Source organism: Sulfobacillus harzensis, from assembly GCF_012933365.1.
Lineage (GTDB): Bacteria > Bacillota > Sulfobacillia > Sulfobacillales > Sulfobacillaceae > Sulfobacillus_B > Sulfobacillus_B harzensis.
The window spans coordinates 1-19409 of record NZ_JABBVZ010000009.1; the positions used below are offsets into that span (position 1 = coordinate 1).

Consider the following 19409-nt stretch of genomic DNA (forward strand, 5'->3'; position numbering starts at 1 on the left):
CCCGCGTCCCAGCTTTGGGGAGCAATGCGCGCCGACTCGGTGTTTCACTCTACTGTCTATTTCACAGAAAATTCTGCCGGGTCGCTATCCGGCCCGTTAGTGCATGAAGCCTCCCCTTCTTTTTGGCTCTTGTCATGCCTGTACTGTAAGTACAGACCGTCATGTCAATAACTTTAGTTCCGCTGGGCGGACTGTCAGTAACTTTACTTCCAGGCTTCGGAACTAAAGTTGTTGACACCTTGAGTTGGGATGGTTTCGGAGCGCGGTTTTGCGGGAGGTTGATGTGTCAGCAAGTTTACTTCCCCGGACAACAGGGAACTAAAGTTGTTGACACTTGGGAAGTAAACCTGCTGACACTTCTCGTTTGGGAAGTAAAGTTGTTGACACCTGCGGCCGCATCGGACGCAAAATTGGAAGTAATGTTGTTGACAGCACCCTGGATTTGGGAAGTAAAGTTGATGACACTACGCACAGTCGAACCGGCACTTAATCAGCTTCCGTGGCAAATTCTATGCACGAATGCCGCCGTTCTCATGATTAACGGCAAGAAACAATGACATCATGGGTTGTAGCATTCCGGGCACCGGGCGCTTCATTAATTCCGCTAGTCCAGCGGCGCCTTTACGCTCAGGGTGTTTTCGCAAGGACCAAGCGACGACATGTTCCACTACAGTGGGTCCTCGGAATCCCCAAATCCTGCTAACGTGGAGGGCGGAAACCGTGGGTCGTCCCATAATAGCCCGGTCATTTGCTGTGCGGAGGTGGCATCCCACAACAACTGCAAGTCATGACTTCCCCAGACGATAAATTCGGAGCTGTTGCCCATGTTGCTCGCACTTAATTTAGCGGGGTCGAGTTGAGTAGCCACAACCGCTCGTACCGTCCAACCCGGAAGACGCCCTTCAATACCGGCAATCGCCTCGCTAAAGTTTTTCCTGTCGTCGAAACTCACTCGACCACTTCCGCCTTTGCAACTAACGACGGCGAGGGTTCGGGCTTGGTGCGCGGAGGTCTTACATGATGGTCTTTCGGGGACATCGAGGTCCCGACTGTGACACTCACTAGCATAGCCCACACTGTTTCGCACGTGCTTCCAGCCAGGAATCTCACGTTTGTCCACCTATCGTGGTTTGGTCGTTTCACAGGCGACTCCCCCTTTTGCATCATCAGATCGTAGCTGGTGCAACGCAGCAGCCCCAATACCAAAGTTGCAACTAGAACTATGAGGAGAGTTGTCCAGTCCTGGCCCCATTCCAGCGGAGACTTAGCGGTCCCCGAAAGATCATCAAACCAACACAGTTTACCACAGTTGCGACTATTCGACCAGGCCCCATGGGAGGATGCCATGGGTGGATTTGGGGCTGGCGCGAGAGCCATTGCGGGTGAGTGAGAGGCGCTCAACCTGAGCCATGATGCGTGCACGCATCACGCTCTCGATATGCAGGACTTGGGCTTGAGTGGTCTGCCGATGGACCTTGCGGCGTTGTGTTTCAGGTGGCTCGTCGCCATACGATGGCCAACAGTAAAAGCGAACAGTACCCGAGGGGTGTTCCTTGATGGATACCGCAGGAAGACCATCAGACACGAGATGGGGATCCCAGACCATTTGGCCGGCGTTCTCCATCACCGCGGCCAAAGTCTCGCACGCACTGCGTGTGATGGAAAACATCAGCGTCGCCTCATGTTCAGCCAACCACCGCGCGCTAGCACTTTCGCGTTCGGAACAGCGCTCTTGGGTGCCCCAGTACCCATCCGCAAGCACGGTTCGACGTTGAGGAAACTGATGTAGGCGCCCCTTTATGCGCTTCCGGTCAATCTGTCCCGGCTCCTCAAAGGTGTTCCAGTACATGCGCCAGAGAATATAAGCAAAGGCCCACGGGCAAACACGGTCGGTCGTATACCAATCGCACGCGGAGGTTGGCACAATCTGTACATGTCGGACGATGAGGCGAATGCAGGAACGATGATGGCGAAGCTCCCGCCGCCAATGGCGCGCGTACGCTTTATATAGAGTTCGCAGGGCCTGTTGGCGGGCCGCCGGCCCGTCAGCCATGGCATAGGAATTGGCCGCACCTTCCCCTCCCCACTCCACGACTTGCACCGTGCGACCACAGTCCACCACCATGCCAAGCACGGGGGGCGGATGCACCTGATACCAGTAGGACACCAAACCCTCCGCTCCGCCGTTTGCTCCGGAGCCTTGAGATTGCCACCGTACTAGCGGTGTCGCCCCTATCCCCCACAGCTTCGAACGGGCCTCTTGGAGCCATTGCCATACCGTATCCATGATGAGACTCACGTCCACGTTGGGTTGTCCCACTTCTGTCATGGCAGGCCAAAGCGGGTGACCGCAGGTTGGACACCCGTATGGGGTCCAAAAGGCAGTAGGGGTGGCCTGATACGGGATGACCTGGCGGCAACGTGGACACGCCTTGTCCAGCTGAATCTCGTGGATGGGACACTGCCCGATGCCCCGGACCTGAAATAACGGCGTGTGGTAACCGAATTCAGCGCACGCTGGGCAATAGCGGAGGTGATCCCATGTCATCACTCGCCAGATGCTGGGCGGAGTTGCGCCAAGGTAGTCCAATATGAACCCCTCGCCCGCAGGCCGTTGCCACAGGATTTGGAGCCGGTTCAGGTCCCATCCTGCGGGGTCGCGCAGGTCGCGGGTCGTCACCCTGTGACCCAACATCGGTGCACGAAACAACTGGCGGATGACGTCGGTGGAGGTTTGATTTTGATAGGCAAATTTGTGGATCCAAGACCAGAACGATTCATACGGCACGTGCGGCGGAATGCTGTAGCCCGGCCACCAAGTCCCGGGTTCAATCCCAGAGCATTTCCGCATCGACATACCCGGAATTGTAAATCGCTTGCAGCACGAGGCTCTCAGGCATCGGATCGGGCCCCTGGATTGCGGCCCCTCGTCTCAGGAGATACTCGACCGTGCGAGTAAAATATTGCATGGGAATGTCGCGACCATGGGGAATGGCATGTTCTTGGCGGATGTGCGCGAACCCGTCCCAAATTTTGTTGGTTTCCTCCTGTAGCCGCCAGCCGGTGTCAAAGCGCGCCGGAAAATAATAGCGGCTGAACGACCACCCGGTGCCCGCCGGATACTCGGTCGCCGTATCATAGCCATTGAGGCAGACTTGGATGTCCTCCTGAGATCGCACGCCATAGAAGTGATGCACTTGTACCATAAACCGCCCCACAATTTGGTATTGCTGAGCCTCGATGAACGCCGACCGCTGGCTGACGAGCTGATCTTGCCCGACGAGAATCGTAATCAAGCTGACACCCATTGCATCGAGGTCGTTATAGACGTCCATGAGCCAATTGAACTGGCGCGGGTCCAAACGCTGCGCGTCATCCGCGAACAACAAGAGGCGGTTTTGGCCCGACCGATGGGCCTGTTCCCAGAGCCACTGCGTGAGTCGATCGCGTTTGGCGGCCGGCTTGCCTGAATGCACCAAGGCATGGCCGGAGGCCCGGAGCAGGTCTTCGAAAAACACCGCTTCGGAGGGCGTTTTGTACTCGCGGCACCGCCACTGGAGGATGGGGACGGCCCCCAGATCTTGGGCCAGCCATCCGGTGACATACTTCAGCGCCCGGGTCTTGCCGAGCCGGGGGCGACCGACAATGACGCCGCCGGGCACGCGGTTATCGGTCCACCGCTCGACCACTGCGTGCAGTTCGGCAATGGCGGGTGTTGGGAGGACGTAGCGCATCGTTTCGATGGGGTGTTGCCCTGCCGGAACGGTCGGCGGCAACTCCGGGACGGCTGATGATGACATCACAGCGATAATCCTTTCCAGTTAATACACCAGGGCCTTCAGGCCCGTGGGTTGAACGACGATTGGGCTGGGTGGGGTGGTGGGCGGTTCTGCGTTTCTTGTTGCCGGTTCGGACAAGGCGCTGGCCTCTACCGCTTCGTCCGGCGCTGCCCGTGCGGCGGCCTCGTGCGTTTTCTTCCACCGATTCCGGGCACGTTTGTGCTTTTGCCCCTTGGTGCTCAGATACGTCAGATACACGTCAATGGGGTCGTCGGCTTGACTCCAAAACAGCTCACGGCGGCGCCGTAAGCGAAAAATCGCTCGGCGCACCTCCAACGAGTGGGGTGTGCGGCCCCACACGCCGTGCGCGGTCAGGATACCCAGATCGCTGCCATCGGGGAGTGCGGCGCGGATATTGCGGATGTCTGCGGGATTGACGGTGAGCGTTAGGGTCTTGCCAATGAGTCCGGGGGTTCGGGACAATACCGGATTATGATACCGCACATGCTCATAGGTGATATACGGCCGTCGGCCCTGCCGTGGGTTGCCCGACACGCGCCGGGTTAGCGTCAGCCGCGCCAGGTGTCCGGGCTCTCGGGCATGGACCGGCACTGTGCGGAGCCAATTGGCGGGTTGTTCCAGATAGTGCTGCAGCGCTTCCAAGGGTGTCCGAAAGCCGATCCCCTCATGGGGGGCGCTATTCCATCGGGCCACCATGACATCCATCAACTGCAGGAACTCATCGTAGGTGATGTGCCAGCGCTCCGCCGCCGCTTCCGGATCGCGCCGACGAGGGTCCTTCGGGTGACTGCCCACGGTATTCGGGGTCCGATGAAACCCATGCTCCTCCAAGATGCCGAAGAATCGCTCCAATGCCCCGCGGCGTTCTGGTGTGGCCGGCGGGCCGGCGATAATGGCACACCCCACCCCTTCCGTGAGCCGTTGCCGTACCAGGTGCGCCCGGTTCGCCATGGCATTGTCGTAGCTGAGCTCATCCCAGCACGCCCAGGCACATTCCGGGAACAACCCCGAGGGCAATCCTCCGCCGTCCGGATATTTGAGGTTGGGGATGGTCAGTGTCCGCGGTGTCCACGGTCTGAGGGCGTTTTCCATGCAGCGTAAGACATCCTGAGCGGAGTACTCGGGAGACAGGCTGACCGCATAGCCCAAAATGTTGTCCGTCGCCACGTCGTAAAGGGCTAGAAGCCAGAAGCGTTCCAACACCTGCTCCACGGTGCCACCGAGTGGCGAGGGCATCTCGATGGTGAAGAACGCGTCCACCCGATGGCCGTCAAATTGCACCCGCTGATAGGGGCGCAATACCGGGTCTCGCGTGCTGGGATCGCCGGTGCCCAGTTGCCGCGCCGCCGCAGCGCGGACCGACTCCACCATATGGCGCTGGTCCAGCGCCCGCAAATAGTCGCCGAGGCTCCGCCGACCTTGTTCTTCCGCATAAAATGGCCAGGCCGTCTCGGGGATCCCGACATCCCGGCAGAGATGCAGAAACTGGCGATGAATGGATTGGCGGGTGATACGCGGTTCGTGGACGGCCCGATGTTTTTTCCGCCGGAGGTACAAGGCATCGATATGCTCCTGAATGGTGGGATACTGGGTAAACAGCTGCGAGAGCGCGCCGGCGGCCCCGCCTTGTCCACCGCTCGTGGCGACCGGCGCGCGCCGCTGATAGCCGCGCACCCGTTGCTGGGCCAGCAACGCGCGAAATCCCCAAATCCGCCCATCGGGGTGCCCGGACAGACACCGCGCGAGGAGTCGATACAGTTCCTGGCGCGTGACGCCGTGTTCTCGGGCGCAATAGGCCATGGACGCACCGCCTAAGTAAGCGCGAAGGGCCCTCTCCCGTGTACGGAACCGAGCCAGCTCCGCCGCGTCCAGCACGTCGATATTCACGGACGGCCAGACCGCCACATCGCGGAGTTCCGGGATCATGTCATCGCGCCGCATGGGACGGTGTCCGCCTTTCCACGATCAGGCTCGGTCCGACGGGCACCCGATCCAACGGCGCCTGCAATTGGCCACGATGGAGGAGCCGGGTTAAGGCCGCGCGAATGGGGTCTGCCCCAAATCGGGGGGTTAACGCATCGATGACACCACCCCAAGGGATGGGACTCCGAACGCAGGACCACACGGCTTCCTGAACGACTGTGATGTCCCGCTGCATCGTGGGTCCCAGATACGGCAGCAGCCGCTTCCAGTTGGCGATGAGGAGACGATGAGGATGCAGATCCTCCTCCGTGATGACGCGGTACGGGATGTCGTGTTGGGCGCACCACTGGGCTTGCGCCCGCAGTTGGCGGCCCACGCGGCTCTCGGGGTGGTCCTGGGCGTCGGCGACATCGCGGGCATACTTGACTTCGCGGTACTCTTCTACACCATCCTGCCACTGAATCCACCCGTCGAAGATCGACTCCACCGGACCGTCTGGCGTCGCGACGCGAATGCGGCGCGGTTGTTCACAATGCCACCGTACACGGGGGTCACTCTCCACCCACACCCAATGGTCGTATTCCAGATCGCTGTAGCAGGTGACCATGCGTCCGATGCGGGCGCTATAAGCTTCCCAGAGATTATTGCCAAACCGTCCGCGCAGATCGGGTTTGACAGGTTGCATCGCCGTGCCGTCCATGATCTTGACCCTCCTCATTACCAGGTTCTGGTCCGTGTTGCTTAGTATGGCCAGAAATTCCACTTTTAGCATCGGAGGGAAACACCTCGAGAACAGTCACGGCGATCAGCCCGCTGGTTGGGATCCGTTTGGGTCACGTGGGGCATCAGGCGCGGTGTCCGGAGGAGCACATGACCCACGGCACCACCGCCACGCCACCGCGTTCCGTCGTGCGCGTCCCCCCTCCCCCCAAGTTCCTGCCGTGTCGTTCGCCAGAGGGCTGTCGAGCCAGTACACCGCAGCGGGCATCCGCTCCTCTACATCCGGCACCAGGACCAGGGTCAACCGCCATCGCGCCGGAGGCTCGGGCCGCGCGCTGACGGCAAGGTAGCCATGGCTGTGCCCGGCCGCGGCCATGACCGCCAGCCACTGCCGAAAGCGCATCGCCGCCAGGAGTCCGAACTGCTTGCGCAACGCCCACAGGACGACATGTTCTCCTTCCGATTCGTCTTGCCGGTCATCCTCCCAGTCCTGCGTATTCAACCACTCGCGCCGCTCCATTTGGTCCCGTATCGGCTTGAGCCACTGGCTCGTCCGCCAATCGGTGAGGGGCAGAATCCAGTCCCCGACGCCGACCTGGCTGCGCGGCACCCGATCAATCTGCTCGATCTGCCGCCAGCCCTCGACCTCATCCCGCCACGCGAGATAGGCCGCGGCATAGGGACACGCGATGTGCCAGGGCATTTGCCTCTGACGGTCCAAACAACGGCGGTGGTGGCGGAGGAGCGTGCGCCGCAGTCGACGGGACAGGCATTTGAACGTCTGGTACAGGTCCTGGTGGATGCGGGCCGTCCGATGCGGAGAGGGTTCCCGGGCGGTGACGGGTGGGTGGTTTGCACGGGCCGAGCCATCCCGGGGCATGCCAGGGCGGATCGGACCCCTGCGTTGGGGAGCGGGGCCCACGGTATGTCCGGTCCAGGCCAATGGGATGACCGATCCTGGGTGAGGCTGGGCTGCCACGGCCAGGAGTCCCGCTAAGGCTCGCTCTGATTGCGTGCGTAGGGCTTCTTCGGCAACGCCGACCTGCTGAATCCGGTGGAGACCCTCCGGAGGTAACGTCGTCCAGGTCTGAATTGCCGGATCGTGAATGACGAGAGCGCCGACTTCACACCATCGCTGGTGTGTCGCGATCGAGATGGGTTCGTCGTAGCCCATCGCACCGCACACACAACCAAATGGCGGTATCTTGTTGTTTTTGAACAACCCGTAGGGCCGCTCGACACCACAGTGCGGGCAGCGCTCGTCAAGAGGCACGCGATGAAACGGGCAGTAATGCCAGAGCTCAAACTGGTGAAATGGGCTGTGAAAACCCCTGGTGAGGCACTGAGGGCAGGTCGCCAAGTGCGCCCGACGCAAAGCACGGCCTCGTGCCAAAGGCCGTTCGAGGCACTGCCATAGCGCCCCCTCGTCCGCGACAACTGGGTGATGAAAGACCGCCGTCACACGGTCGGGAACGAAATTGGCGAGATGAATCCGCGTGACCTGTTTGAGCGGGTTTCCGAAGATTTGCCAGGCGTCGGGGGGATCCGCCATGTTGGCGTGGCGCCATCGCTCCACCAGACACCACAAGGACGCCCAGGGATGCCACCAGGCGTCTGTCCAGCATGTGGCGCGGTCCAGCAGGCCATCAGTTGGGAACTGTGTGGGTGTGTCCAATCAATCCCACCCTACCCGTGATTATCCTCAACACTATGGGTCTACGGTGTTCGATGTCGCGCCGTTTTATTCCGAGACTTGTCCCCTCCGTGGCAGCGAGGGATGCCCTCAGACGCGATCGGTCGCTGGGATGATGCTGGATAGACTTGGTGATAATGGGATTCATGGGGCATGGTCCTGGCTGACGTTTCCCCCATACGCCGCGAGCCCGGCACAAGGAGGATGCAGATGGATTACGACACCATGGTTCAGCGCTTTGTCGACGAATTGACGCGTCGAGGCAAAGCACGACTGACCGTCAAGACCTACCGATCCGATTTGCTTGTTTTTCGCACGTGGTGCGTGCGGAACGCGCCCGACGTGGTTTGGGAGGTGGGCAACTTGCGGTACGATCACATTCAGGCCTTTTTGCGGCATGACCGCGTTCACGAACCGCTGCCCGTTCAGCCCTCGCGATTCAATCCCCATCCGACAGCAGGTCTTCCGGCGCGCGGTGCGCACTATGCCGCCCGCACCTACCAACGGAAGACGGTGGTTCTGCGGGTGTTTTGTGCCTGGGCGGAATCCGAACACTATCTCGGTCGTTCGCCATTCCCTACCAACATGGGCATGAAAGCTCGCACCGATATGGGCGCTCTTCGAGCCGCCCCGGTCTATCTCAGCGAGGCAGACATGACCCGTTTATGGGCGGCGGTTATGGCGGGGCTGCCCGGGAACAAATCGTGGCAACAATGGCGCGACCGGGCGCTGTTCGGCCTGATGCTAACCACGGGCGTTTGCGTGGAGGAAGTCTGCGGCATCAGTTTGGCCGATGGCGAACAGTTTGTGAGGACCGGGGGTGAACTGGCGGTAACGGGATCGGCCTTCAAGCCCAGGACCGTCGTGGTGCCCACCCGCATCGTGCGAGTTCTAGAGCTCTGTATGCAGGTGCGCCCCGGCCAGTCGACGTCGCCCACCTTGTTCGTATCCACACGTGGGGGTGCCATCTACCCGCGCCTAGTCCAACGGCGGTTTCGGGACTACGCCACGGTGGCGGGGCTCCCCCCCACCGTGACTCCCCGGAACTTACGCCATACCGTCGCGACCACCCTGTTCCGTGAAGGACTCAACGTTCGCGAGGTCCAGGAAGTCTTGGGTCATGCGCAGGGATCGACGACAGAAATCTATATTCAAATCCTCCAGGTCGACGCTCAGCGAAAAATGCGAGACATCAACGTGTTCAAGAACCTCCAATAAGGCCATCTGTCAGTGCAATGCCGGGGAGAGTGTAACCGCTGTAAACCTTGACACGATGCTTCCAGCGGCCAACGCGCAGGCATCTTGAGGACCTAACGGGTGCGCGCACGCACTGCTGTCGTCATTCTCGTCCATACACACCCCAGCCACAGAGCGTGCCGCCCACCATCCCTGCCATGCTGGCCATCATAATCGGCATCATGGCGCTCGGAGCACACACGAGTCGTACGACGATACCCCCCAGCAGCCCACCCGCGGTGCCGCCCACCATGCAAACCATGGCGGTGTCTCCTATATGAGCAGATCGGCGGATGAGCAGCGGAACCAGCACCGGCATGGACAGCGCCACCACCACGCAGGCGATTTCATGGTTGGGCAGGAGACACCAGGTTAAGACCACCATCGGCACCGCGACCAGCATCGCGGGCCACAGAGTTGGGTGGGGCTGAGCCCATCGCGCCACCATATCATCCCCTCTTGCAGGATTCCCCACAAGATATGCGCGGGCTGACCACCTTAGACGTGACTGCGTCGGCGACCACGTTGGCACGCAGAGAACGGTCCACGGGCGGCGGAACGACTTGTTAGAGAGCCGGCTGTTCGCGCGCGATGACGAGATACGCCAGCATGGCAACCAACCATCCTACCGCCATGGTATACGACATCGCGTCATGTTGTCCGGCCATCAGAAATTGCAGACCCGCCCATCCCGCTACGAGGATGGCGAGCCAGCCGACCCCCGCCGCCGCGACGAGATGCGCACGGCGAGCCGCGAGAGCCCCCATCCCGACAATGAACCCACCTGCCGCCAGACCAAGACCCCAGAGCCCATGGAGCATGACGAGGGGTGACGTCCCTGCCATGTTCATCATGCCCCCCATGCTGCCCATCGGGCTCAGGAGCGCTGTCGCGTGCATCGGTATGGACACAAAGAGGTTGACGTACATCCCGAATAAAAACTGAACGCCGAGCGCCCCCATCATCCAAACAGCAGCCGTTGATACCCAGAGACTTCCATGGGCCGCGCGATGATCCACCATGGCGTCTCACCTCCTCAGATTCCGGTGTGTGGGCTGTGTTCCGAGATGGCCCCCGCATCACCCCGATGCTGGGTGTCGATATTACCGCATCCGCGGCATGGGAGCGTGCCCCGCCTCCTGGGCTTGACGGGCGCTCCACAGGAGTCTGAGCGCAGCCGCCCACGTCAAAAGAAACCCCACCACCATGAGTGCATGTGGCCACGGGTGGAGCAGCCCCTCACCCTGCATCGTGTGATGCCAGACATCGTGCCACGCGGCGTCGGCGCCCACGCCCGCACTTTCCACCCCGAGCGCCCCAAACAGCGCTCGGATTGCTTGCTTTGGCATTCGGAGGCACCTCATTTTTTATTTTGGGTCAGTGTATCCGCGGTAGAGGGATTGTATGTGCGCCACGCTGCGGGGATCGCATGGTTAGGGCCGTGGAACTCGTCGTACCAGTTTCATGGCTAACCAAATCACCGCGGCGACCAGCCCGAGTCCCACGAGCACCATCAAGACCATACCGCCAAGCCCCCAGCCCGCCATGGATCCACTCCATCCCGTCACATGTATCACCTCCGCCATGGGCGATAACCGATCCCGCGTTGTGGATTGTGATGTGCCGTGTTAATCTCCTCGTCCACCGCTGCCACCGAATCCCAAGTCTGTGGGGCGGTTGGTCGCGGGTCGCAAGAGATCAAATGACAACGGTCCCGACTTGTCGATGGGAGAATTGCGGAGCTTGTTGTCTCAAGACGAGCTGACCCAGAACCGCTGACGACCTCCCTGGCGACAGGGCGCGTCCTCTTCCCCTCTCCATTCGCTGGCTCCGTGTTCGCCCTTAATGGCCTTTGCAGTGACACGTGGAGCAGTGGCATTGATCCGAACACGTGCAGCCCGACTCGCAGTGGCCGCTGTGACACGCAGAACAACAACAATGGTCGCCAGCCATCCCCTTCACCCCCCTGTGGTTAGGACCTGCGCGTAGGATGCCCCGGTACCGCCATGGTATGCATTATGGAGCAACCAGTCGAGTTTAGTTCTACACGGGTCATGGGAGACCCTTCCACACAAACTAGCGAGTCCATTCCGAGGCCGCCGGTGTGTGGCCTCGTTATGCGACGCCCAGCCAAATGCCCACAGCGAGGATGCCCAATGTCAGGAGGGCCATGGGCCCCACTTCGGCCGCACGAGGCGGGCTGACCGTGCGTGCTGCATGTGGTCGCCCTGGCGCTCGGTCATGCGGCGTGGCCGCCATGTCCTGGCGTAAGGCTTGCCCACTGGTAAAGAGTCCAGACGCTAGCGGGACGGGCCGCCCGCGGGGGCGGACGGTCATCATGCCGTGCTTGAGTCCCCGGTGCACCAGCCACGCGTTGATGGGGTAGGCGACCAGCAGACCGGCTGTGAGGGCCATCCCCATCACAAACCAAAATTCCGGCGTCGCCGGATCGTCGGCCCGCGGGACCAGGGGCATGCCCCGCCCCATCACAAACGCCATGCCCGCCATGACCCCGTTCATGGAGAGAAACTCGGGCCACACGGTGTTGCGCAAAGACGCCGTATATGATCCCCCAGCCATGCTTTTCATAAATAGGGCCTGAAAAACGGTCCACCCGAAGAGAAATCCTGTCGTGTATTCAGCGATAAGCGACCAGCCCCAGGACCAGTGTCCGAGGCTCGCGATGACAGCCGCCGCGACGATGCCCAGACCATCCCCAGCGACACAATGCATTGTGGATCCCAGCGCCTGACGCCAGGCGGCGCGTACAAAGGCCTCATGGGTACCCGGCAGCGGCTCACGACACCCCAACACATAGAGAAAGGCCCCTAAGGGCCCGGTAAAGACCGTCACAATGACAAATCCCCACTTCATCACCGGGTCTTCGGGGGTTTGCCGGATATCGATGGCCACATAGCCCACGGCGAGGATCGTGAGAACCCCCCACACGGTCACCACGCCTTGCCAAAAACTGACCGACGATGCCACCCTCCGTGCCTCCTTTGCCACCACCCCATCAGGCCATGTGGACCGTTTGTTCCGCCACAGGGGCACACGAAACTGAGGCGAAATGGGCGCCGCGCTGGCTCCGTGTCCATGGCTAGGGCTTTAGAGCTAGGATGCACCGCGGATCCCCGCGTTATCCCCCCGCCGTCCCATATCGCTGCACCGCTTGTCGCAACGCGGCCTCCGCGATCAGCCCTTGGTGATACCAGAGGATGTGGCCGGAGGGGGAGACCAATACCTCCGTGGGGATCCCGCTCACGCCGTAGGCGGCCGCAATCGCGCCGGTCGTGTCCAGCGCCACGGGATAGGGCAAGCCGGTGTGGACCACATAGTGCTGGACCGCTTTGGTGGAGGATTCCGACAAGCGCAGGTCCACGCCCAGCACGCGCGGGAGATGGTGGCGCGCCGCCTCGTGCTGGTACGCCGTGAGCGCCGGGACTTCCTCCTGGCAGTCCGGGCACCACGTGGCAAAGAAGTCCAGCAGGATCGGCGTTCCGCCCTGACCGACGTGAACGGAGGCCACGCGGCCATCGGGCCGGATGGCCGGGGCGGAAAACGGGTGGGCGTGCCCCGTCGGGCCTAAGGTGCCGGCTAGATAGGTCAACTGGCGGGCCTGCGGAAACTGGCGGAGTGCTGGGTGGCCCGGCAGCAACGGCGCGATGTGGGCCATCAGATTATGGACTTGGGCGGTTAAGACCGGGGCGCTATCATCACTGGCGTTGATATACAGCCACCGCTCGTGGCCGCGGGGGCCAATGACGTACACCGCGGGAACATGCTGGACCACGCCACCCTTCAACACTTGGCTGGACACATAATAGTGGGCCCATACCGCCTTCAACGCGGCCGCAGACCCCGTGAGATAGGCCCACTGGTGCAACATGTGGTGTTGGGCGGACCACTGCCGCACGTCCGCCACACTGGCGGCCGCCGGGTTGGCATTGACCGCCACCAACTGTACATCGGAGCGGTAGGCACCCAGATCGTGGCGGACATTCCGTAGCACCACGGCCGTCAAAGGACAGACGGTCGTACAGCGGGAATCGATAAAGCTGAGGACCACCACCTTGCCGCGGTACTGCCGGAGGCTCACGACATGGCCGTCTTGGTCGGTCAGCGTAAAGTTGGGGGCGGGTTTGTGCAGCGTCACGCCGGAATCCACTTCCGTCTGGACCGAGGTCACCCGGGCGATGGCCTGGGTGCCGGAGGCCGCGGTCGGCCCGCCCGGATGCCAGCTGGTAACCAAGCGATCCGCGCCCCAGACGCCGCCAACCACCAGGCCGAGCAATCCGATCAACATCACCCATGACTTCCAGCGTGTCATCGCATCTCCTCCTTGGGCTACAACAAACCGACATGCCGGCCCGGGCCGCCAAACCAATACCAGAGCAGATACACACTACCCAGCGCCAGAACGGCAGCGCTCAGTTTTGGCATCAGCGGCATGAGGGTTTGAATGGTCGTTTCGGCCACGCGCCGGGCAACCACCGTGAGCACGGCCAGCACCGTCACAATGAGGCCCATGCCGGCCGCATACACCCCATACCGGACCAGCCCGACGGCGAGGCTTTGGTGAAACCCGGTCGCGGCGACCGCAAGAAAGACGGGGAGGCTGCAGGTCAACGATACTAAGCCATAGCTGATGCCGTACACAAAGAAGGACCCCTGCACGGCCGGACGCAACCACTGCAGCACCCCATGCTCCAACCGCGCCATCCCCGGCAGCCGGATGGGGCGCCCGCGCCAGAGCTGGATGGCCATCGCCACGAAGCTCAGGGACACGATGAGGGAGGTGACCGGTGCCAGCACAAAGAGGGCTTGTCCCAAGCCAGCGACCGCGAGCCCCGCCAGACCAAAGAGGATCACAAAACCTACCGTCATGCCGAGCCCCGCCCGAATTCCCATGGTCCAACCGCCCGGGGTGAGTCCCCCGCGCGTCAGCAACATCGAGAGGAAGGCCGGCAACATCGCCACCCCACACGGGTTGAACGCCGTCACCAGGCCCGCAGACAAGGCCAACGCCAACCCCATGGCCATCGCTCCTTCCGTCGAATGATCCCGTCATCCTAGCGTATCACGCTCGTAGGCTCCGACACCAACCCAAAAAATACCCAGAGGCCGCGCGTGGCGCGACCTCGACGGTGGCGGGCTTAGGTATGAATCCGCTCGCCGGGGTAACCGGCAGCCATGAGGGCCCCGAATACGGCCGGCATGTCGATCTGGTCGGGGTTGACCACGACCGCGACGCGGTGAGTGTGGAAATCCGCCTGTACATCGACAATCCCCGGTTGCTGTGTGAGAATCCTCGTCACGGAGGATGCACAGCCCCCTCAGGTCATCTCGGGCACGTTCAGCGTCCATGATTCCGTCATTGATAGCGCTCCTTCCAGAAGTCTCGTGGAGGCGCGTCGTGCCGCCCCGTCCTTGCGCGATGCGGGTGGCGGCGGATTAGGCCACCGTGTAGCCCGCCGTCTTGACCGCCTCTTTCATTTGATCGACGGAGGCGTGAGCGGGGTCATACGTGACCTCCGCGTGTTGGTCCTCCAGCGTGACTTTGGCGACTTTGACCCCGTCGACCCCTTTGAGAGCGTCGGTGACGGTGCTCACGCAGTGACCGCACGTCATGCCCTGGATTGTCAGCGTAACGCGTTCCATGATGCCATCCTCCTTAACGTCCAATTTAAGAGCAACGAGTTGGTGACCACCGTGACCGAGCTAAAGGCCATGGCGGCGCCCGCAATCATGGGCGACAACACACCGAACGCCGCCAGCGGAATCATCAACACGTTGTAAAACAGCGCCCAGAAGAGGTTCTGCCGCACCTTGCCGATGGTCTTTTGCCCCACCGCCAAGGCTTGGAGCACCGCACCCACTTCTGAGCGCATGAGGGTGACTTCGGCGGTTTCGGTGGCGACATCGCTGCCGCTCGCCACCGCCATGCCTACGGACGCCCGCGCCAGCGCCGGGGCATCATTAATCCCATCCCCGACCATCGCCACCGACCGACCCTTTGCTTCGGCCGATGCGATGAAGGCCGCCTTGTCATGCGGGGAGAGCTCCGCGCGCACGTCGGCAATACCCACCTCGTGGGCCACCCGCTCGGCGGTCGCTCGCCGGTCGCCCGTCAACATGACGGTGCGGATGCCGCGCGCGGCCAATGCGGCAATCGTGGTCCGCGCATCGGCCCGAATCCGGTCCGCGATGACCAGGGCACCGAGCACCGTGTCGTGCTGGGCCAGCCAGACCACCGTCCGTCCCGCTTGCGCTTCCGCTTCCAGCGGGGTAGCCAAGGCCTCGGGCACCGAGACCCCATAGGCGGCCAGCAGCTTCCCATTGCCCAGTACGACGGTCTCCCCATCGAGGAATCCGACCATGCCCTGGCCTTCCTCCATGTAGACATCCTCAATCTCCATGGGTTCCGCCGCTTCCGCTGCCCGGAGAATGGCGCGGGCCAGCGGGTGGCTGGAACTCCGCTCCAAGGCGGCCGCCATTCCCAGCACGCGTGCTTCCGGAACGGTCCCGTGGGGGACAATCCGCTCGACGTCTGGATGGCCCTCCGTAATCGTGCCGGTCTTATCGAGGGCCACCATGTCCACTTTGGCCACCCGCTCGAGCGCCTCGCCGTTGCGGAAGAGCACGCCCAGCCGCGCCCCAATCCCACTGCCGACCATCACCGCCGTCGGGGTCGCGAGGCCCAACGAGCAGGGACACGCCACCACTAAGACGGCCACCGCCCGCAGCAGCGCCGCCCGATAGTCCCCGGTGACGACGCCGGTGCCGACGAACGTGACCACGGCGATGCCGAGCACAATGGGCACGAACACATTCGCCACGCGATCGGCAAACTGCTGAATGGGAGCCTTCGCCGCCTGCGCCTCTTCCACCGCATCCACGATATGGGCCAACACGGTATCGCGCCCGACGCGGGTCGCCGCCATCTGAAAGGCCCGATCGCCGCGATGCACCGTCCCCGCCGAGACGGTCTGGGCCGCCGTCTTGGTCTGCAGGTCGGGTTCCCCGGTCAGCATGGATTCATCGACCAGCCCCTGCCCGCGGACCACCTGGCCATCCACGGGGATGTGATCGCCGGGGCGAATCTCGAGGATTTGTCCCACCGTCACCGCCTCGACTGACACCTCCGTCACGTGTCCCGTGGGGCCCACGACCCGGGTGGTTTTGGGCCGTAGCGCCAGCAATTGGCGAATCGCTTCGGACGTTTTTCCTTTGGCCACCGCCTCGAGATATTTGCCCACCAGAATCAGCGTAATCACCGTGGCCGCGGTGTCAAAATAGAGCGGAGCGTGGGCGAAGACGCCGTAGACCGACACACCCCAGGCCGCCAGCGTGCCGGCCGCCACCAGCACATCCATGTTGGCGTTGCCGTGCCGCACATTGAGCCAGGCCCGTCGGGTAAAGGAATACCCGGGACCCCACTGCACCACCGTAGCCGACACGAATTGCATCCAGGGGTTGGTGAACCAGAGTGGACCGACGCCGAAAAACATCCGCCCCATCGCGGCCCACAGCGGGAGCGTAAAGAGGACGGACAGCGCCAGTCGCCGCTGCGCCTCGCGCGCCTCCTGCGCCCGCACATCCACGACCGCGCCGTCGTCCAGCAGCGACGGGGACAACCCGGCCTGGCGCAGGGCGTCGAGGACGGCCCCCACCTCCCCCACCCCGCGGATCCACGCCACCGTCAGTGTGCCTTTGGCCGGGTTGCTGTGGGCCCGGACCACGCCGGCGACCGTTTGGGCGGCCCGCTCGGCGCGATCCCGCACCGGGGCTTCTTCCAATCCCGGCACCGCCAACACCCGGCTCTCCGTGCGGACGGCATAACCCGCCTGCGAGACCGCCAGCACAAAGTCCGCCGTTCCCGTCTCGGTCGGCTTGAAGCTCACCCGCGCCTTCTCTAGGGCCAGGTTCACATTGGCGGTCTCGACCCCGGGGACCTTCTGCAACGCTTTTTCCACATGCGCCACACAACTTGCACACGTCATGCCGGCAATTTCCAGTTGAATCTCCGCGGCCTGGTTTGGTGCCGGTGTCCTGACTGTCATTGCTTCGGCCATCTGATCCCCTCCTTTACCGCCGAATCACTTTCCGGACGACGGCGATGAGGTCTTCGATGCTCTCGTCACCCTGCTGCTGCTCAATGGCGTCCCGCACGCACCCATTGATGTGGGAGCGGAGCAAGATGAGGGAGACCTCATCGGTCGCGGCGGTCATGGCCGCCACTTGCTGCAAAATGTCGGGACAATACCGACCGTCGTCCACCATGCGCATAATCCCTTTGACCTGGCCCTCAATGCGCTTCAGCCGCGCCATCAAGTTCTCTTTATCGTGCTCATACTGATACAGGATTATCGCCCCCTACTCATACTCCCTAGGTGTACCATAAACCAACGGACCCGGCAATGCAAGCGCCATGATCACCCGGTGCTTCGGGTCCCCTACGGGCTCGGTTCAGAGCCCCGGGGCTTGGGGCGCCCTCCAAGGAATGGATTTCCGCTGCGCTGACAGGCGTTTTCCGAGACCGATCCCCATTCTGGGGGCGGGGCCAGGCACGGCGGGTGGCATCCCCGTGTCATTCTGGACACGGAGCCTTATAATACCCGTGGGAGGTGGTGCGGGGCATGATGTGGATGATGTGGCTCAGCAACTTCATCTGGATCGCCATCTTGATTTTACTCGGCCTCGGTATCTGGACCTGGTATCGGCAACGCCCGCGCATCACCCAAGGGGTGGATAATCCGTTGGCCATCCTGGAGTTGCGCCTGGCGCGCGGGGAAATTAGCCCAGCAGAGTACGATGAGATTCGCCGCCGACTGACCTCGTCGTAGCGCGGGACGTGCTGGTCTGCCTGGCCGGATGGGGCGACGAACGTCGCCGGCTCGCTGTGCAACCGCGGGACCATGGTGACTGACGGGATGACCTAACGACGAGACGGTGGGCGGTCCGCTGACGCGGTGGGTTCGGGTGTCGCGGAAGACGTGACCGGAATGCACGCGCACACGCGGGCACCGCCGAACCGACTCGGACCAATCTGCAAGCGCCCCCCGTGGGCACGCAGCCAGGCATCGGCCACGGCCAATCCCAGTCCGGCCCCCGGCGAGCGCGGGTCTCGGACAAAAGCCTCCCGGACATGCTCCCGGAGCGCTGGGGCAATACCGGGCCCCGAATCTTCCACGCACCAGCACCCGACACGGGAGTCCTCTTGGGTCAGGACGATCCGAATGGTCCCACCCGCCGGGGTGTGCCGAAGCGCGTTATCGAGAATATTAATGAGCACCTGTTCGATCCGGTCCCGATCGGCCCACACCCGCGGGATGTCGCCCAAGGTCGCCGTAAGTGTGAGCCCTTGGCTGTCCGCCAGCGGGCGAAACCGCAACACGAGAGCCTCCAGTTGCTCGCGCGGATCATAGGGCGTGCGCTGCAACGGAGGCGCGAGCCCCTGAGCCCGCTCGAGCCACAGCAAATCATTCACCAGGCGGGTGAGGCGAGTCACCTCGCGATGCAGGGCCGTCCATCGCTCCGGAGCGGGCACCAAGACCCCCGCCGCAAGTCCCTCCAGATTCCCGCGCAAGACCGCCAGCGGTGTCTTCAGTTCATGCGCCACGCTGGCTAAAAATTCATGCCGGGCCTCCTCGGCCGTGCTTAACCGATGGGCCATCCGGTTGAGGGCATAGGCCAACGCCCCCCACATCGTACTATCGGGCACCGGCAAGGCGTTCCAATGCCCCTCCTCGACGTCATCAATCCAGTGGACCAGTTGCGCCACATCGCGTAGCGATGCCTGCTCCAAGCGCTGAACAGCCCACCAGCCCAAGACGGCGATCCCCGCACTCGTGATGGTCGCGACGACCAAATAGCGCGCTTGCGCGGCCGTACCGCTCGCGTGCGCCAGTTGGGCCCACCATCCGCCCACGAGCACCACGATCCCCACGGCGCTGATGGTGGCAATCATGATGCCAAGCCAGATGCCGACGGCGAGTCGGGGCGACCGTGCAGGGCCCACGCGCATCCCCCTCCTT

The 19409-nt window shown here is 62.6% G+C and carries 19 protein-coding genes and 1 pseudogene; 2 read left to right on the top strand and 18 right to left on the bottom strand.

Features of this window, described 5'->3' with window-relative positions; translation table 11 throughout:
- Window positions 1-667 precede the first annotated feature (667 nt).
- The 6 genes from HIJ39_RS04005 to HIJ39_RS04030 form a co-directional block, all read right to left on the bottom strand.
- Window positions 668-952, bottom strand: coding sequence for a hypothetical protein (locus tag HIJ39_RS04005; protein ID WP_169096958.1), 285 nt, complete (start codon window positions 950-952; stop codon window positions 668-670).
- A 363-nt stretch (window positions 953-1315) separates the two neighbouring features.
- Complete coding sequence (locus tag HIJ39_RS04010; RefSeq protein WP_169096960.1) at window positions 1316-2851, bottom strand: TniQ family protein; 1536 nt, start codon at window positions 2849-2851, stop codon at window positions 1316-1318.
- The gene (locus tag HIJ39_RS04015; protein ID WP_169096962.1) at window positions 2829-3800 is read right to left on the bottom strand and encodes an AAA family ATPase; all 972 of its coding nucleotides are present in this window, start codon (window positions 3798-3800) and stop codon (window positions 2829-2831) included. The genes HIJ39_RS04010 and HIJ39_RS04015 overlap by 23 nt, the downstream gene beginning before the upstream one ends.
- A 21-nt stretch (window positions 3801-3821) precedes the next feature.
- Window positions 3822-5741, bottom strand: coding sequence for a hypothetical protein (locus HIJ39_RS04020; protein ID WP_169096964.1), 1920 nt, complete (start codon window positions 5739-5741; stop codon window positions 3822-3824).
- On the bottom strand, window positions 5728-6423 hold the full coding sequence (locus HIJ39_RS04025) for a TnsA endonuclease N-terminal domain-containing protein (protein WP_169096966.1): 696 nt from the start codon (window positions 6421-6423) through the stop codon (window positions 5728-5730). Before HIJ39_RS04025 ends, HIJ39_RS04020 begins: the two co-directional genes overlap by 14 nt.
- 105 nt (window positions 6424-6528) lie before the next feature.
- Complete coding sequence (locus tag HIJ39_RS04030; RefSeq protein ID WP_169096968.1) at window positions 6529-8118, bottom strand: hypothetical protein; 1590 nt, start codon at window positions 8116-8118, stop codon at window positions 6529-6531.
- 228 nt (window positions 8119-8346) lie between these two features.
- On the opposite strand from HIJ39_RS04030, the gene HIJ39_RS04035 reads away from it, so the two are divergent.
- Window positions 8347-9354, top strand: a complete 1008-nt coding sequence (locus tag HIJ39_RS04035; RefSeq protein ID WP_169096970.1) for a tyrosine-type recombinase/integrase — start codon at window positions 8347-8349, stop codon at window positions 9352-9354.
- A gap of 121 nt (window positions 9355-9475) precedes the next feature.
- On the opposite strand, the gene HIJ39_RS04040 is transcribed toward HIJ39_RS04035, so the two are convergent.
- From HIJ39_RS04040 to HIJ39_RS04085, 11 genes and pseudogenes are all read right to left on the bottom strand, one after another.
- Window positions 9476-9820 carry a hypothetical protein gene (locus HIJ39_RS04040; RefSeq protein ID WP_169096972.1) on the bottom strand — a complete coding sequence of 115 codons (345 nt, stop codon included), beginning with the start codon at window positions 9818-9820 and terminating at the stop codon, window positions 9476-9478.
- 118 nt (window positions 9821-9938) lie between these two features.
- Window positions 9939-10394: a hypothetical protein gene (locus HIJ39_RS04045; protein ID WP_169096974.1), complete on the bottom strand. Its 456-nt coding sequence runs from the start codon at window positions 10392-10394 to the stop codon at window positions 9939-9941.
- A gap of 81 nt (window positions 10395-10475) precedes the next feature.
- A complete protein-coding gene (locus tag HIJ39_RS04050; RefSeq protein WP_169096976.1) occupies window positions 10476-10721 on the bottom strand; it encodes a hypothetical protein in 246 nt (81 codons plus the stop codon).
- Between the two features lie 84 nt (window positions 10722-10805).
- Window positions 10806-10940 (bottom strand): hypothetical protein, encoded by a 135-nt coding sequence (locus HIJ39_RS24540; RefSeq protein WP_275107253.1) that lies wholly within the window; start codon window positions 10938-10940, stop codon window positions 10806-10808.
- 547 nt (window positions 10941-11487) lie between these two features.
- Window positions 11488-12360 (bottom strand): DUF4396 domain-containing protein, encoded by an 873-nt coding sequence (locus HIJ39_RS04055; RefSeq protein WP_207711460.1) that lies wholly within the window; start codon window positions 12358-12360, stop codon window positions 11488-11490.
- Between the two features lie 151 nt (window positions 12361-12511).
- Window positions 12512-13702: a redoxin domain-containing protein gene (locus HIJ39_RS04060; RefSeq protein ID WP_169096978.1), complete on the bottom strand. Its 1191-nt coding sequence runs from the start codon at window positions 13700-13702 to the stop codon at window positions 12512-12514.
- A gap of 17 nt (window positions 13703-13719) precedes the next feature.
- On the bottom strand, window positions 13720-14409 hold the full coding sequence (locus HIJ39_RS04065; RefSeq protein WP_169096981.1) for a cytochrome c biogenesis CcdA family protein: 690 nt from the start codon (window positions 14407-14409) through the stop codon (window positions 13720-13722).
- Between the two features lie 119 nt (window positions 14410-14528).
- A pseudogene (locus HIJ39_RS04070) lies at window positions 14529-14696 on the bottom strand (heavy-metal-associated domain-containing protein); the annotation flags it as partial.
- A 130-nt stretch (window positions 14697-14826) separates the two neighbouring features.
- Window positions 14827-15033 (bottom strand): heavy-metal-associated domain-containing protein, encoded by a 207-nt coding sequence (locus HIJ39_RS04075; RefSeq protein ID WP_169096985.1) that lies wholly within the window; start codon window positions 15031-15033, stop codon window positions 14827-14829.
- Window positions 15015-17447: a heavy metal translocating P-type ATPase gene (locus HIJ39_RS04080; RefSeq protein ID WP_243239328.1), complete on the bottom strand. Its 2433-nt coding sequence runs from the start codon at window positions 17445-17447 to the stop codon at window positions 15015-15017. The genes HIJ39_RS04075 and HIJ39_RS04080 overlap by 19 nt, the downstream gene beginning before the upstream one ends.
- A gap of 13 nt (window positions 17448-17460) precedes the next feature.
- The gene (locus HIJ39_RS04085) at window positions 17461-17703 is read right to left on the bottom strand and encodes a metal-sensitive transcriptional regulator (RefSeq protein ID WP_169096987.1); all 243 of its coding nucleotides are present in this window, start codon (window positions 17701-17703) and stop codon (window positions 17461-17463) included.
- 308 nt (window positions 17704-18011) lie between these two features.
- Between HIJ39_RS04085 and HIJ39_RS04090 the strand changes: the two genes are divergently transcribed.
- Complete coding sequence (locus HIJ39_RS04090; RefSeq protein ID WP_169096989.1) at window positions 18012-18218, top strand: SHOCT domain-containing protein; 207 nt, start codon at window positions 18012-18014, stop codon at window positions 18216-18218.
- Window positions 18219-18310: 92 nt separating this feature from the next.
- On the opposite strand, the gene HIJ39_RS04095 is transcribed toward HIJ39_RS04090, so the two are convergent.
- Window positions 18311-19393, bottom strand: a complete 1083-nt coding sequence (locus HIJ39_RS04095; RefSeq protein WP_169096991.1) for an ATP-binding protein — start codon at window positions 19391-19393, stop codon at window positions 18311-18313.
- Between the last annotated feature and the right edge of the window lie 16 nt (window positions 19394-19409).

Excerpts from the sequence above, each read along its gene's own strand:
- HIJ39_RS04010 (WP_169096960.1), bottom strand. The coding sequence starts at position 2,851 with ATGCGGAAATGCTCTGGGATTGAACCCGGGACTTGGTGGCCGGGCTAC.
- HIJ39_RS04015 (WP_169096962.1), bottom strand. The coding sequence starts at position 3,800 with ATGTCATCATCAGCCGTCCCGGAGTTGCCGCCGACCGTTCCGGCAGGG.
- HIJ39_RS04020 (WP_169096964.1), bottom strand. The coding sequence starts at position 5,741 with ATGCGGCGCGATGACATGATCCCGGAACTCCGCGATGTGGCGGTCTGG.
- HIJ39_RS04025 (WP_169096966.1), bottom strand. The coding sequence starts at position 6,423 with ATGGACGGCACGGCGATGCAACCTGTCAAACCCGATCTGCGCGGACGG.
- HIJ39_RS04035 (WP_169096970.1), top strand. The coding sequence starts at position 8,347 with ATGGATTACGACACCATGGTTCAGCGCTTTGTCGACGAATTGACGCGT.
- HIJ39_RS04040 (WP_169096972.1), bottom strand. The coding sequence starts at position 9,820 with ATGGTGGCGCGATGGGCTCAGCCCCACCCAACTCTGTGGCCCGCGATG.
- HIJ39_RS04045 (WP_169096974.1), bottom strand. The coding sequence starts at position 10,394 with ATGGTGGATCATCGCGCGGCCCATGGAAGTCTCTGGGTATCAACGGCT.
- HIJ39_RS04050 (WP_169096976.1), bottom strand. The coding sequence starts at position 10,721 with ATGCCAAAGCAAGCAATCCGAGCGCTGTTTGGGGCGCTCGGGGTGGAA.
- HIJ39_RS04060 (WP_169096978.1), bottom strand. The coding sequence starts at position 13,702 with ATGACACGCTGGAAGTCATGGGTGATGTTGATCGGATTGCTCGGCCTG.
- HIJ39_RS04065 (WP_169096981.1), bottom strand. The coding sequence starts at position 14,409 with ATGGGGTTGGCGTTGGCCTTGTCTGCGGGCCTGGTGACGGCGTTCAAC.
- HIJ39_RS04075 (WP_169096985.1), bottom strand. The coding sequence starts at position 15,033 with ATGGAACGCGTTACGCTGACAATCCAGGGCATGACGTGCGGTCACTGC.
- HIJ39_RS04080 (WP_243239328.1), bottom strand. The coding sequence starts at position 17,447 with ATGGCCGAAGCAATGACAGTCAGGACACCGGCACCAAACCAGGCCGCG.
- HIJ39_RS04085 (WP_169096987.1), bottom strand. The coding sequence starts at position 17,703 with ATGGCGCGGCTGAAGCGCATTGAGGGCCAGGTCAAAGGGATTATGCGC.
- HIJ39_RS04090 (WP_169096989.1), top strand. The coding sequence starts at position 18,012 with ATGATGTGGATGATGTGGCTCAGCAACTTCATCTGGATCGCCATCTTG.